Consider the following 12,620-nt stretch of genomic DNA (forward strand, 5'->3'; position numbering starts at 1 on the left):
CACCCTTAAAAATATTTCATCTTTGGTTTTTCCTTCCTCAGGCTGATATGTCACCCGCAACAGGTTCGAGGGAGGTGATGTGAGGGACGTTCCACACATTCTACAGGTCATGGCGGCACGCGGTCACGGTGGTGCCGAGTTGTATTCGACCGACGTCATGCTGGGTCTGCACAAGGCTGGCGTCCGGCAGACTGTGGTTCTTCATCCCGACAACCCGCGCCTGAAAGAACTCGAGGACGCAGGTCTTGCGCTCGAAACCGAGGCCCTGAAGTCGCCGCTTGCCCTATGGAGGAAGTGGCGCATGACACAGCTTATCCGTCGCCTTGAGCCTTCCATCATCCATTGCTGGATGCGTCGCGCGGCCACCAGCATCCCGGCCAATGCGAGTCATCTTTCCGGCGACCGTCCCGTCATTGGCTGGTTCGGCAATTACCGTGACCTCAAGCCCTACGCTCACTGCACGCATCTTGTAGGCTGCACGCCGGATATCGCGGAACGGATGCGTGCCGACCCGGACTGGCATCCTGTCGATAATGCTACGGCAAAGGATCGCATCTTTTCCGCTCCCACCTTTTCCTCGGTCACACCCGAGCCACCGCTGCCACGTTCGGAGCTCGACACGCCACAGGATGCCCGCGTTCTGCTGACCCTCTCGCGCCTGCATGAGGCGAAGGGACTCGAAACACTCATCTCGGCAATGCAGCAACTCCCGGATTGTTACCTCTGGATGGCCGGCGAAGGCCCATTGCGTGCCGCACTGGAAGAACAGGCGAAACAGGAAGGCGTGATCAACCGGATTCGCTTCGCCGGATGGCGGACAGATCGCGGCGCTCTTCTGGCTGCGTCCGATATCTGCGTTCTGCCTTCACGCTATGAGCCTTTCGGGACCGTCATTCTGGATGCCTGGTCCACGAAAACGCCTTTAGTGGCCTGTGCCGCCGCTGGTCCCCGCGCCTATATTCGCACCGGCGAAAACGGCATGCTGACTCCCATCGACGATCTTGCGGCGCTTGTCAGCGCCATCCGGTCCGTACTGGATGACAGCACTCTGAGAGACCGGATTGTCGCGGGCGGCCTTGCTGATTACGAGCACGGCTTCACACCGCAGGTCGTGATCAACCGCTGGCGGGCAATCTACGACACCTGTCTGGCTTCTGTCTGAACCTTCCGGAAAGGTGGAACAGGACTGTTTTACGAGAGCGTATCCTGTGAGCGGGATAGTGATCCTGCAAAAGCCATCCGTTACATTCCGCAATTCTTATGAACGCAACGTCACAAAAACAGTCTTGAGTTATATCTTAAAACATATATATCGTAAGATATGTTTAAAGAGCATAAATCCAAACACCGTTCCTCCCGCCATGCAGGCGGCGAACATTCCAAAGGTCGTCGCCAGTTCGGTGGTGGCTCCCGTCACGGTTTCGGCAGAGGCGATTTCCCTGCCGGACGCAAACTCAGCTCCGGCGAACTGCAACTGGTTCTTCTGGCGCTTCTGGAAACCCAGCCCGCGCACGGTTATGAGCTGATCCGTCTTCTTGAAGAAAAATCCGGTGGTTTTTACGCACCAAGTCCGGGCATGGTTTACCCAGCCCTCACTTACCTTGATGAGACCGGCCAGGTCACGGCGTCTCCGGAAGGCAACCGCAAACTCTATACGCTGACCGATGAAGGCAAGGCCCTTCTCGAAGCCAATCGCGAACAGGCTGAGACAATCCTCGAAACCCTGAAGCGGATCGGCAGTCGCATGGGCGAAGTGCGGGAAGCGTTTTCGGGCGTCGACGATGCAGACCCGCGTGCTTCCGACGAATTTCACGAAGCCCGACATGCTTTCAAACAGGCCATGATGCGTCAGCGCGGATGTGGGCCTGAAGAAAAGAAGCGCATCATCGAGATCCTCAAGCGCGCCACAGCAGAGATTCTCAACAAACCTGAGTAATCCAGACTTTTTCAATGGAGACGCGCATGAACTCCCTGTCCCGGACGCCACTGCGCGTCCGCCAACCCGTGCGTCTGCGGATGGTGCATGTCGCACGGATCGAACAACTCTCCCCCCTGATGCGCCGCATCATTTTCACAGGCGATGACCTGCATGATTTCAGTTCGACTGCCGCCGACGATCATGTCAAACTGTTCTTTCCACTCCCCGGACAGGACACTCCTGTCCTGCCGGAGGTGGACACTGGCGGTCGCCCGGTGCGCTCCGCCTCGTCAGCCGTGATCAAGCGTGACTATACACCACGCTTTTTCAATCCAGAGACAAATGAACTCGCCATCGAGTTCGTCCTGCATGGCGACGGCCCTGCGGCAACATGGGCAGCTCAGGCCCAACCCGGCCAGACACTTGGTATCGGTGGCCCGAAAGGCTCTTTCGTGGTTTCCGAAAATTACGCGCATTATCTGCTGATCGGCGATCAGACCGCGCTCCCCGCTATCGCCCGCCGGCTGGAAGAAATGCCGGAAGGCGCCAATGTCACGGCCATGGTCGAGGTTGCCGACGCAAAAGAAGAACGTCCGCTGGCAAGCAAAGCCAATGCCAGCATTGTCTGGCTACCTCGTAATGGCGTGGAAGCAGGAAAATCAACGGTTCTTCAGGAGGCTTTGAAAAGCTATTCCCTTCCGTCAGATGACCTGCATGTCTGGATTGGTGCTGAAATCGAAACAGCCCGCCAGCTTCGTACTCTGCTCATCGAAGAAAAAGGCATGACGCGAGAGCACATTCGCGCAGCAGGTTACTGGCGGTTGGGCGCGACAGACGGCGGCGGGCGTGTGGAGGACTAAATCGGGCTCTACAGACCACGATCCCGCTTGATGACATCCCACGCCGCATTGATGCTGGCGATCCTGACAACGGCAGCATCAATTTCAGACTGAGGAGCATTACGCGCCGAAAGTGCATCCGGGTGATTGGCGCGCACCAGCGTCCGCCAGGTGGCCCGGATTTCGTCGTTCGATGCGTCTATGGAAACGCCCAACACCTGATAGGCGGCATTCTCGGCCATGGCCGGGCGTGAGCGTCCGCCTTCAGCCCGGCTCCAGGCACCAGCGCTTAAGCCAAACGCCTTATGCACGTTTTTCAGAAATCTGATTTCAGCCGGATGCAGGACTTCGTCTTTTGCACAGTCTGCCCGCGCCACGAAAAAGAGAACGCCGAGCAGATCCTCAAGCATGAGCTGGTCATCACGGTAAGCCTGACCGAGCTCCCGGGCGAATCGCTCGTAATCATCCGTCCGCTGCCGGGCGAGATCGAACAGACGACCGACCTCCGGCTCGTTTTCAGGCGGAATTCTCAAACGCGACTTGAAAGCGTTAATTTCCTTGCGATTCACCGGCGCATCACATTTGGCCAGCTTGGCGCAAAGCAGAACGGTGCAGAGCGCGTAAAGCTGATCTTTCTTGCCCGTTACTGCGGCAAGCTTGGCCGCGACAAAGGCCGCCGCGCTGTTCGGATCAGGCGCAGCACGGGCCGCCCAGCGATCACTCCACCCGCCCGTCGGCGGCTCCAGAAGAGACCCACGATCAGCCGCATGTCCGAGAGCCGCGCCCAGCACCGCTCCCATTCGTCCACCAACCGCAAACCCTGCCACGGTTCCGAACAGTTTGCCCCAGATAGCCATGAGAAGAGTCTAGCCTTACTTCAGCGGGGACTAAAGCCCCCTTATGGTCAGGCCAGCCAGCCTCCCGCAACAAGGCCCGAAATTCCGCCAGTTCTCTCGCTTAGGACGTCGTTTCCGAAGGCCGATCAATGGCCGAATGGGCCAGACCGACCAGATCATTCGCAAGCCCCGGCAGACCGGCCTGCCAGACAACATCCGCCAGCTGAAGCAGGGAATGGGAGATCAGCATCGGGCTGGCCTCGGGGCAGTGCGGCAGACGTAGAATATTCCCTGACATGGATGTCTCATCTGAGGTCTTGGGGTTTGAAGCGTTTTCTCTTCTGGCACGCGACGCTAGAAGTGCCGGGGTTTCTGAAGGGTTAATCAGACAAGAAATTGGAGCGTTCTTCATTTTGGTAAACTGCGCATTCCTGATTGGGCAGAGAGCGCCGTCCCAGACAGATTTTACCATTCTTCCTTATGGAATACGGTTTTTCTGCCAGTTTCATAAATCGGGAGACGACTGCGTGACTGTATCCTGTCCCAAAGACGAAACAGCATCAGATCTGGAGGCTTGCAATGCTGCAACACGTAAGGCCGATGCGAGGGGACGATTCGGGGCCCGTTTTCCGTCGATGCTCTCCACGAGTTTGCCAATCGTCTGACCTTGCTGCTGCGCCAATTCATCCAGCACAGCCCAGAATTCCGGTTCCAGCGCCACACTGGTCCCATGCCCGGAAAGGATAAGACTGCGCTTGAGGAGGTGACGCGTCATAAGCCCGGCCTTGCCGGCATCGGAGACGAGACTGTCTGCGCCAGCCGTTTCACAGCCCAGTCCGCAGCCTCCGCCACGACCGGATCAGCATCATCCCGTAACCGTTCCGCAATCGGCCCCATACCTTCATCCCCTGAATTACCGATGGCGATGAGCACATTCCGCACGAAGCGGTTACGCCCGATCCGCTTGATCGGCGAGCCCGAAAACAGGGTGCGGAACCCGGCATCATCCAGCGCCGCCAACTCCGACAGGCGAGGCGCGATCAGATCCTCGCGCGCCTTCAGCTTCATCACCCGTGATTCCTCGGCAAAGCGATTCCATGGACAGGCGGACAGACAGTCATCACAGCCATAGATATGGTTTCCCATCGCCTCTCTGAATTCGTGAGGAATGGGACCTGCATGCTCGATGGTGAGATATGAAATGCAGCGTCGGGCATCCAGCCGATAGGGCGAGGGAAAGGCGCTGGTGGGGCAGACTTCGAGGCAGCGCGAACAACTCCCACACTGTCCCGCCCGGTGAGGTGTCGGCGGCAGTTCGAGCGTCGTGTAGATTTCACCCAGCAGCAGCCAGCTTCCATGATCTCGCGACACGAGGTTGGTGTGTTTCCCCTGCCAGCCAAGTCCGGCCTGTTCAGCCAGAGGCTTTTCGGGCACCGGCGCGGTATCGACAAAGACCTTCACCTCCGCCTCAAGCTGCGCCCGCCGCGTTTCCGCGACCAGATACTGCGCCAGATGCTTGAGCATCCCCTTGATGATGTCATGATAATCCCGGTTGCGGGCATAGATCGAGATATTGCCGCACGCCTTGTCGGCAAGTGTCGCCAGTGGGTCTCCCTCCGGCGCATAGGACAGACCGAGGGAAATCACGCTGCGGGCTTCCGGCCATAACCCGTTGGGATGCGCACGGGATTCCACCCGCTCGGCCATCCACGTCATCGTGCTGTGGTGTCCCTGCGCAATCATGTCCCGCAGGCGGTCTCCCGTCTCCTCACCGATATCGGCAGCACAGATTCCAAAGGCATAAAAACCCAGTTCCCGTGCCTTGGTCTCCAGTCGCTCGACAAGCCTGTGCATCAATGTGGGGGAGGAGGACATCCCGGTTCGCTCTGTAATGGACTGGCTCTCCATAATGGAAATAAAAGTTTGAGGTGTCGTCTTATTTCAAAGAGACGACGCTCCTGAAGCTTTTTGGAAAAAGCTTCACCAAAAACTTCTTTATGACTCATCAGGGACATTGCGGAATACGTCTTTGAAACAGGGCACTCGGCAGGACCTCTGCTCCACAGGCAGGAGCCCTACCCCCATGTTTCCAAGGGCAACAACTGCCCCGAAACACACCCTCTTGCAATCACAGCCCGGATATCGCACCCCATAGGCGCATTCTGCGCGTCCGCCACGGAACCGAGCCCATGCGCGCCAGCCAGTGGACCAGACCGGGGGACCCAACAGGACGCACTGACAGGATCAGGAGATATCCGGCTATGGATGAAACCACCGCCCCTTCCTCTGCCGACGCCCGGCATTACGAACCTCTGAAGCCGGAAGCGCAGCAGTGGTTTGAATCGCTGCGCGACCGGATCTGCGCCGCTTTCGAGAGCATCGAAACGGACGCCGCAGAGATGAACGCCCCCACCCTGCCGGGACGTTCCACAGCCCCTGGACGGTTCGAACGCACGGCATGGACCCGCGAAGCGGGAGACGACGCCCACACTGAAGGTGGCGGCGTGATGAGCGTCATGCGTGGACGCGTGTTCGAGAAGGTAGGCGTCAATGTCTCGGTCGTCTCAGGCGAGTTCAGCCCGGAGTTCCGCAAGTCGATCCCCGGCGCGTCCGAAGACCCGCGTTTCTTCGCCACCGGCATCAGTCTGGTCGCCCATATGTGCAGCCCCGTGGTGCCCGCAGCCCATTTCAACACACGGATGATCGTCACGACCGAAGGATGGTTCGGCGGCGGTGGCGACATCACCCCGATGTTCCCCGAAAGCGAGGAAGCGCAGGACGACGCTGCCATCTTCCACGACAGCTTCCGGATTGCCTGTGAAAAACACGATCCTGAATACTACCCGCGCTTCAAAGCCTGGTGCGACAAGTATTTCTACCTGCCGCATCGCCTCGAGCCACGCGGTCTGGGCGGTATCTTCTACGACCGTCTCCACAGCGGCGACCCGCTCATGGATTTCGCTTTTACAAAAGATGTGGGACTCGCCTTCCTTGAGGCCTTTCCCAACATCGTGCGGTCCCGCATGATGGAGCACTGGACACCCGAACAGCGCGAGCAGCAACTGATCCGGCGTGGACGGTATGTGGAATTCAATCTGTTGCAGGACCGGGGCACACTTTTCGGGCTGAAGACCGGTGGCCACACCGAGGCGATCCTCATGAGCATGCCTCCCGAGGTGAAGTGGCCCTGATCCGTAAGGACGTGATCGCCACAGAACGGCCTTAACTTTATGGTGGTAATATTCCTGAAAATATTACCCGGACCATCTTGCAAGGAGATCTCCGAGTTTTGCCAGAAAAAGACCTGCCACCCGACTCCCGTTTTTCACGAGACCTTCTGCGGCGTCATAGTCGGCGGACCCTCCTGAAGGCGGCGCTCGGCCTCACGACAGGTTCTGGCGCAGGCTCTTTTCTGACAGCCCGCGCCTTCGCCCGCCGCTCCGAGACCGACGGCCTGCTGCAGGCTGCCTCAGCTGCCATTCCGGCTCCGACAATCGGCACACCGGATCTTATCGTCGCCGGCAGTCCCGGCACCGGGCCGGCCCGGTGGGCGCCCGTTCTCGCGCCCTCCCTTGAAACGACGCTGCCGACTGATGGCCCGTTGAATCTGCATAATGTCGCGGGTCAGGATGGCGTTACAGGAGCCAATTTCTTCGATGCGCAGGCCTCCGGAGAAAATGCTCTCCTCGTTCCCGGCACAGCCATCCTTGCCGCGCTGTCCGGTGATTCCCGCGTCCATTTCGATTACCAGCGCTGGCTACCGGTCGCGCTTGTCACCGGCTCTCCACTGGTTGTGGGACATGTCGATTTCCGCCGCTCCCTGCGGACGCTGCTCCAGAACCGGCCCGTACGCGTCGCCGTCACAACGCCTACAGGCGCTGAACTGCCGACGCTTCTCGCGATGGCCATCCTGTCGATGCGCGCTATTCCCGTCAGCGGGCTGGCAACACGAGACACCTCCATCGAGGCGCTGCAACGGGGTGAGGTCGATGTGGCGCAGCTGTCACCCGGTAGCGCCACGCCGGAACTGCTCGACGCCCTGAAAGCAAAGGGGTTTGTACCGCTGTTTTCCCTGACGACGGACACCGGCGGAAGCCTTCCGGATTTTGCGGGCCGGTTTACCAGCCTGCGGGGACATACGCCGGATCATCCACTTTTTCCCGCCTATCGGGCTGCGGCTCATGCAGCGTCCATTGAAGCCGCGCTGGTGCTCCCCATGCTCACACCGCCAGCAAATGCAGCGCTCTGGCGGCATGCAGCTCATCTGACCGCGAGCCTGCCCAGTGTTGATGAAGTCGCCCGGAGCAGCCACACGCGTCTCACGACAGAAGCTGATGTCCTGCCTTTTTATGCCGCGCTTTCTCCGCCACTCGCGAGCGTCCTCGCCTTTCGTCGGTGGTTGTCGGCGTCCTCCGTCTCCTGGCGCACCGGCTGACAAACCGGCTCCAGACTGTAACGCCGATCAGTTGCGCTGAAAGCCGTCCAGAAGACGGCCGATTTCGCCAATATCCGTTTCGGCCAGAACGCGCCGCGCCAGCAGACGACAGTCATTGTAACTGATATGGCGCACGATCTGCTTTACGCGCGGCACCATGGAAGCCGACATGGAAAAGGACCGGCACCCCAGCCCGATCAGAAGAGGGGTCAGCCGAGGATTTCCGGCGATCTCTCCGCAGACAGACACAGGACATCGCTCAAGGAAGGCGGCTGAAAAAACTTCGCCGATCATCCTCAGAACCGCCGGATGCAGCGGGTTGTAGAGCGCCAGCACGTCCGAAGACGCCCGGTCCGCCGCAAGGGTATACATCGTCAGATCGTTTGATCCGATCGCCAGAAAATCGGCATACTGAGCGAGATGTCCCGACGTGAGGGCGGCCGCCGGGGTCTCGATCATTACCCCCAGCGGCGGCAGGGTCTCACCGGTTTCAATGCCCTTGCGCTTCAGCCGACGCGCCACCCGTTCGTAGATCTCACGGGCCGCGACAATTTCCGAAGCAACCGTGACCATCGGCAGCAACACCCGCACCGGCCCTTTCGCCGCAGCCCGCAGAATGGCCGCAAACTGCGTCTCCAGCAGCTCAGGATACTCGAGCAGAAGCCGGATTCCCCGCACGCCCAGAGCCGGATTGATGGAGTCACGCCCGACAATCCCGGCGCGAATAAGCGCCTCGCCCTGCTTCTCACCGCCCCAATCCAGAACCCGAATGGTCGTGGGATCAGATCCCATTGTGGAGACAATCGCGGCATAAATGTCGTACTGCGTCGCTTCATCCGGAAGCGTTTCGGCGTTGATGAACAGGAACTCGGTCCGAAGCAATCCGATCCCGGCGGCGCCCGACTGCGCGATCAGAGGCAGCTCAGCCGGAAGTTCCAGATTGGCCTGCAGACTGATCTTCTCACCACTGGCCATGCGCGACGACAGCCGCCGCATGCGTCCGAGTTCCTGCCGCTCCTGCGCATAGGCCGCGACCTGTTTGCGAGCCTGCCGTGTGGTGCGCGAGGACGGATCGACCGTGACGCTGCCTGAATAGCCGTCCACGACCAGCGTGGTTCCGTCGGTCACATGATCAAACAGCCCTTCGACCGCCAGCACGGCAGGCACACCGAGAGCCCGCAACATGATGGCCGTATGGCCCGTCGAGCCACCATCCTCGGTGACGACCGCCGCAACGCGAGCCGGATCGATCAGCGCAGCATCCGCAGGGCGGAGTGTATGCGCCACCAGAATTGCGCCATTCGGCATATTGGACAGGGAAAGAAAGGATTCCCGCATGAGATTACGGATCACCCGGCGACCGATTTCACGAAACTCGCCAGCCCTACGCTCCGCCGCCGCCGCATCCTCTCCGACGAGTTGCCTCTCGTCTCTGGACGCCAGCATCAGCTCAGCCAGTTCAGCCGTCGCCTCATACACAGCGGCTTCGGCCGTCATGCCATCATCCAGCCGACTGACAACACCATTCTTCAGACGGGAAGGTCCCAGCATCCGCTGGTAGACTTCCAGCATCGGCCCGATCTCGACCTGCGTTTCTTCCGGGAGGCGAGCGATACGGTTCTGAAGTTTTTTCAGCTGGCCAATGGACCGTTCAACCGCCTCACTGAACCGGGCATGTTCCTGCTCCCGTGTCAGATGGCTGATCCGGGCCCCCGGTTCCAGCGAGGGATCTTCGCCGACCACAAAGGCAGGGCCGATGGCGAAACCCGCTCCGATCGGCTCGCCATGAAGAAGATGTTCGCCGCCCGGCTCGTCCGTCCCACTTCTGGCGAGATCTACTCCACAACCGGAACTGCGGTGAGCGTTCATTTCATCCTCATCAAGCCTGATCTGGCCATACGAAAACGTCTGACCGGATCAGGAGATCCGTCAGATCATCGCCCGGCGCAGCACTTATGAACCACAATGAAAGTCAGTTACTCTAGCTGACCGCAGCGTCCGTCTCAGTATCTTCCCCAAACCCGCTGGCGACAAGAGCGTCCAGCGCCTCAAGGGCTTCCCCGGCCTGTACGCCTGTAGCCGACAGGGTGATCGTCGCACCAACCCCCGCCCCCAACAGCATGAGACCCATGATGGAACAGGCGGACACCACTTCGCTGCCGTAAGTGACTGTCACTTCGGCATTCCATTTCTCGGCTTCCGCAACAAACTTCGCCGAGGCGCGGGCATGCAATCCCTTGGCGTTCACGATTGTGACCGCCCGGGTCAGCATCATTTCCGAGGCTTCCATCAGCCGACTGCGACCTTCCGTTCAGAGATCAGGCTGACAGGCAGCAGCGGCTCGGGACAGAGCTTGCCAGAGAGAGACGGCAAGATGCGAATCGGCTCGCCCGCGGCCCCCTCGGAGCATCGTCGCGCTCCATCGAGACATTGCTGTGGGAGATGGGAAGCGCGGCTGATATATTTATGGGCTGCCTGTTCAGCGGCCGTCGCGCACTCTTCCAGCGTATGCACATCGCGCATCTGGGCCAGCTTGACCAGCATCGGGAGATTGGCTCCCCCCAGTACTTCGATCCGGCCTGCTTCCATCATCGCGACGGCAAGATTCGACGGCGTGCTCCCGAACATGTCGGTCACCAGCATCACACCATCACCGTCATCAACGCCGGCGACGCAGGCTTCCAGTTCCAGACGCCGCGCCAGCAGATCATCATCCGGTCCCACGCTGACGGCTGCCAGTCTCTCCTGTGGTCCGACGACATGTTCCAGAGTGTCCCGCAGGGCCACACCCAGAGCACCCTGAGTGACGAGTACAATGCCGATCATGCGTTTCCCCGCACCATGGAATGCGACGTCGACGTTCTGTCGTCCGTATTCACGTTACTGTTGTCCACAACGGCGACGTCCACCAGCCGTTCCGCCAGATCCGTCTGAAGATCGGCCTTGTCATCAGCTGGCTTTCTGGCCCAACGCCAGGCAGCGGAATCCGGTCCGGCGATCCCGAGCCGCGCCAGTTCCCGATGAACGACGGCCACCGGCCCTTCCCCACCCGGACTGTCGGAGATGTCCGCCAGTTTCCGGCCCAGCGCCTCCACCAGCGTGACGGAGCGATGACGCCCGCCCGAGCAGCCCACGGCGATGGTCGCGTATTTCTTGCCTTCCAGCACAAAGCGCGGAATGACCAGATGCAGCATCCCAAGAATCTGGTTCAGAAACGGCTCATAGTCCGGATCAGCCTCGACATAGTCCGCGACCGGCCGATCAAGCCCTGTCTGGGGCGCCAGCACCGGGTCGTAATGCGGGTTTCTGAGGAAACGGGCGTCAAACACCATATCCGCTTCCTGTGGAAGACCGGCCGGAAAGGCGAACGACATCAGCACGACCGTCAGCCCCTCATCCGGGCCGCTGTGCCACGTGCCGTAGCGTGTCTCGATCAGTCGACGCAGCTCCGGGGCCGACAGGTCGGACGTATCAATGACCAGATCGGCTCCGGCCCTGAGCTTTCCGGTCAGATCCCTTTCCGAGTCGATCCCTTCCTTGACGCTGCCATGTGGTGCGAGAGGATGGCGTCGGCGGGTCGCCGTGTAGCGACGCAGAAGCGTGGCTTCGTCAGCAGCAGCGTAGATCAGTTCGGCCCTGAGATGCGGGTTCATCCGCAGACGCGCCAGGGCTTCCAGCACCGTGGACGTGTCAAAATCCCGGGTACGCGAATCCACACCGATTGCGATCGGACGATTTCCTCGCGCCACGATCTCATCCAGCATGCCCAGAGGCGGATTATCGATCACTTCATGCCCAAGATCCTCCAGAATCCGGAGAATCGAGGATTTCCCTGCTCCCGACAGACCCGTGACAAGCAGGATCTGACGGAGAGGAACCTCATCGGCAATCTGAGACGTCACCATTGAAATCCGACAAACACCCTAAATGGAGAACAAAACAACAGAGAATTCGGCCTGCGACCACGCTTCCCGGACAGTGGCTTCATCGGAGACCGCCACCTCAATATCCCAACCGGAACACGCCTGAAGAATGACGGTCAACACATCACCGTTCTCTGGCTCTCAAGAAACCATACCAGAAGCCGACACTTCTCTGACACATTTTTGTCGCCCTCAGTCATCACGGACCAGCATGGCGCTCTGCGACAGGAGAAAGGCTCGCCCCTCCAGACAGTCCAGCGCCATGTCGATCCGCTCCGGCGCGGAGGCCATCATGCCATCCAGTCTCAGGACCGGCAGCCCCGTTTCTCCGTCAGTCAGCCCTTCTTCCGGCAAGCGGGAAAACGCCTCTCCCTGCCGGATCAGCCTTACAGCCAGACAGGGCGTGACCTCTGGCACAAAGGAACGCCGCACGATTCCCCACCCACGAACCTCGACAAGTCCCCGCAACATTGTCGGTGCCCGGACAAGGCCATTTTCCATCTCGATCCGGTCATCCGCCACCAGATCATAACCACGAGCCAGCAGCCGAAGCAGAAGATCAGACTTCCCGGTGCCGGATGCTCCCAGAATCAGCACTCCCTGCCCGCGTCGTGCGACGCATCCGCCGTGAAATCTTCGCACGCCATCACAGACAGTCATGGCGCTCCC

14 protein-coding genes are annotated in these 12,620 nt (G+C 60.0%); 5 read left to right on the forward strand and 9 right to left on the reverse strand.

The window, feature by feature from the left end:
• Positions 1 to 109: 109 nt before the first annotated feature.
• The 3 genes from EMQ_RS09970 to EMQ_RS09980 all read left to right on the forward strand — a co-directional run bounded on the left by EMQ_RS09970 (position 110) and on the right by EMQ_RS09980 (position 2,778).
• On the forward strand, positions 110 to 1,162 hold the full coding sequence (locus EMQ_RS09970; protein ID WP_010668681.1) for a glycosyltransferase: 1,053 nt from the start codon (positions 110 to 112) through the stop codon (positions 1,160 to 1,162).
• 159 nt (positions 1,163 to 1,321) lie between these two features.
• Positions 1,322 to 1,936: a PadR family transcriptional regulator gene (locus EMQ_RS09975; RefSeq protein WP_010668682.1), complete on the forward strand. Its 615-nt coding sequence runs from the start codon at positions 1,322 to 1,324 to the stop codon at positions 1,934 to 1,936.
• Positions 1,937 to 1,962: 26 nt separating this feature from the next.
• Positions 1,963 to 2,778 carry a siderophore-interacting protein gene (locus tag EMQ_RS09980; protein ID WP_231367957.1) on the forward strand — a complete coding sequence of 272 codons (816 nt, stop codon included), beginning with the start codon at positions 1,963 to 1,965 and terminating at the stop codon, positions 2,776 to 2,778.
• An 8-nt stretch (positions 2,779 to 2,786) separates the two neighbouring features.
• Here EMQ_RS09980 and EMQ_RS09985 read toward each other — a convergent pair whose 3' ends face one another.
• The 4 genes from EMQ_RS09985 to queG all read right to left on the reverse strand — a co-directional run bounded on the left by EMQ_RS09985 (position 2,787) and on the right by queG (position 5,468).
• Complete coding sequence (locus EMQ_RS09985; protein WP_010668684.1) at positions 2,787 to 3,614, reverse strand: TerB family tellurite resistance protein; 828 nt, start codon at positions 3,612 to 3,614, stop codon at positions 2,787 to 2,789.
• Positions 3,615 to 3,714: 100 nt separating this feature from the next.
• Positions 3,715 to 3,891 carry a hypothetical protein gene (locus EMQ_RS09990; protein WP_010668685.1) on the reverse strand — a complete coding sequence of 59 codons (177 nt, stop codon included), beginning with the start codon at positions 3,889 to 3,891 and terminating at the stop codon, positions 3,715 to 3,717.
• Positions 3,892 to 4,098: 207 nt separating this feature from the next.
• Positions 4,099 to 4,368, reverse strand: coding sequence for a ribbon-helix-helix domain-containing protein (locus EMQ_RS09995; protein ID WP_010668686.1), 270 nt, complete (start codon positions 4,366 to 4,368; stop codon positions 4,099 to 4,101).
• Positions 4,365 to 5,468 carry a tRNA epoxyqueuosine(34) reductase QueG gene (gene queG / locus EMQ_RS10000; RefSeq protein WP_018308068.1) on the reverse strand — a complete coding sequence of 368 codons (1,104 nt, stop codon included), beginning with the start codon at positions 5,466 to 5,468 and terminating at the stop codon, positions 4,365 to 4,367. Before queG ends, EMQ_RS09995 begins: the two co-directional genes overlap by 4 nt.
• A gap of 386 nt (positions 5,469 to 5,854) precedes the next feature.
• Here queG and hemF point away from each other — a divergent pair, with 386 nt between their 5' ends.
• Positions 5,855 to 6,784 carry an oxygen-dependent coproporphyrinogen oxidase gene (hemF, locus tag EMQ_RS10005; protein ID WP_010667382.1) on the forward strand — a complete coding sequence of 310 codons (930 nt, stop codon included), beginning with the start codon at positions 5,855 to 5,857 and terminating at the stop codon, positions 6,782 to 6,784.
• Between the two features lie 98 nt (positions 6,785 to 6,882).
• Positions 6,883 to 8,028, forward strand: a complete 1,146-nt coding sequence (locus EMQ_RS10010) for a hypothetical protein (RefSeq protein ID WP_018308067.1) — start codon at positions 6,883 to 6,885, stop codon at positions 8,026 to 8,028.
• A 27-nt stretch (positions 8,029 to 8,055) separates the two neighbouring features.
• On the opposite strand, the gene ptsP is transcribed toward EMQ_RS10010, so the two are convergent.
• The 5 genes from ptsP to EMQ_RS10035 form a co-directional block, all read right to left on the reverse strand.
• Positions 8,056 to 9,897 carry a phosphoenolpyruvate--protein phosphotransferase gene (gene ptsP / locus EMQ_RS10015; protein WP_010667661.1) on the reverse strand — a complete coding sequence of 614 codons (1,842 nt, stop codon included), beginning with the start codon at positions 9,895 to 9,897 and terminating at the stop codon, positions 8,056 to 8,058.
• 112 nt (positions 9,898 to 10,009) lie between these two features.
• Positions 10,010 to 10,318: an HPr family phosphocarrier protein gene (locus tag EMQ_RS10020; protein WP_010667663.1), complete on the reverse strand. Its 309-nt coding sequence runs from the start codon at positions 10,316 to 10,318 to the stop codon at positions 10,010 to 10,012.
• Positions 10,318 to 10,854: a PTS sugar transporter subunit IIA gene (locus EMQ_RS10025; protein WP_010667664.1), complete on the reverse strand. Its 537-nt coding sequence runs from the start codon at positions 10,852 to 10,854 to the stop codon at positions 10,318 to 10,320. The genes EMQ_RS10020 and EMQ_RS10025 overlap by 1 nt, the downstream gene beginning before the upstream one ends.
• On the reverse strand, positions 10,851 to 11,933 hold the full coding sequence (gene rapZ / locus EMQ_RS10030; protein ID WP_010667665.1) for an RNase adapter RapZ: 1,083 nt from the start codon (positions 11,931 to 11,933) through the stop codon (positions 10,851 to 10,853). Before rapZ ends, EMQ_RS10025 begins: the two co-directional genes overlap by 4 nt.
• Positions 11,934 to 12,143: 210 nt before the next feature.
• A complete protein-coding gene (locus EMQ_RS10035; protein WP_010667667.1) occupies positions 12,144 to 12,611 on the reverse strand; it encodes an HPr kinase/phosphorylase in 468 nt (155 codons plus the stop codon).
• Positions 12,612 to 12,620 lie beyond the last annotated feature (9 nt).

The sequence above is a fragment of the Acetobacter aceti NBRC 14818 genome (genome assembly GCF_000193495.2).
In the GTDB taxonomy this organism is placed as follows: Bacteria; Pseudomonadota; Alphaproteobacteria; order Acetobacterales; family Acetobacteraceae; genus Acetobacter; species Acetobacter aceti.

What these genes read in the sequence shown, in the direction of transcription:
- EMQ_RS09970 (WP_010668681.1), top strand. Translation starts at nt 110, where the DNA reads ATGGCGGCACGCGGTCACGGTGGTGCCGAGTTGTATTCGACCGACGTC.
- EMQ_RS09975 (WP_010668682.1), top strand. Translation starts at nt 1,322, where the DNA reads ATGTTTAAAGAGCATAAATCCAAACACCGTTCCTCCCGCCATGCAGGC.
- EMQ_RS09980 (WP_231367957.1), top strand. Translation starts at nt 1,963, where the DNA reads ATGAACTCCCTGTCCCGGACGCCACTGCGCGTCCGCCAACCCGTGCGT.
- EMQ_RS09985 (WP_010668684.1), bottom strand. Translation starts at nt 3,614, where the DNA reads ATGGCTATCTGGGGCAAACTGTTCGGAACCGTGGCAGGGTTTGCGGTT.
- EMQ_RS09990 (WP_010668685.1), bottom strand. Translation starts at nt 3,891, where the DNA reads ATGTCAGGGAATATTCTACGTCTGCCGCACTGCCCCGAGGCCAGCCCG.
- EMQ_RS09995 (WP_010668686.1), bottom strand. Translation starts at nt 4,368, where the DNA reads ATGACGCGTCACCTCCTCAAGCGCAGTCTTATCCTTTCCGGGCATGGG.
- queG (WP_018308068.1), bottom strand. Translation starts at nt 5,468, where the DNA reads ATGTCCTCCTCCCCCACATTGATGCACAGGCTTGTCGAGCGACTGGAG.
- hemF (WP_010667382.1), top strand. Translation starts at nt 5,855, where the DNA reads ATGGATGAAACCACCGCCCCTTCCTCTGCCGACGCCCGGCATTACGAA.
- ptsP (WP_010667661.1), bottom strand. Translation starts at nt 9,897, where the DNA reads ATGAACGCTCACCGCAGTTCCGGTTGTGGAGTAGATCTCGCCAGAAGT.
- EMQ_RS10020 (WP_010667663.1), bottom strand. Translation starts at nt 10,318, where the DNA reads ATGGAAGCCTCGGAAATGATGCTGACCCGGGCGGTCACAATCGTGAAC.
- EMQ_RS10025 (WP_010667664.1), bottom strand. Translation starts at nt 10,854, where the DNA reads ATGATCGGCATTGTACTCGTCACTCAGGGTGCTCTGGGTGTGGCCCTG.
- rapZ (WP_010667665.1), bottom strand. Translation starts at nt 11,933, where the DNA reads ATGGTGACGTCTCAGATTGCCGATGAGGTTCCTCTCCGTCAGATCCTG.
- EMQ_RS10035 (WP_010667667.1), bottom strand. Translation starts at nt 12,611, where the DNA reads ATGACTGTCTGTGATGGCGTGCGAAGATTTCACGGCGGATGCGTCGCA.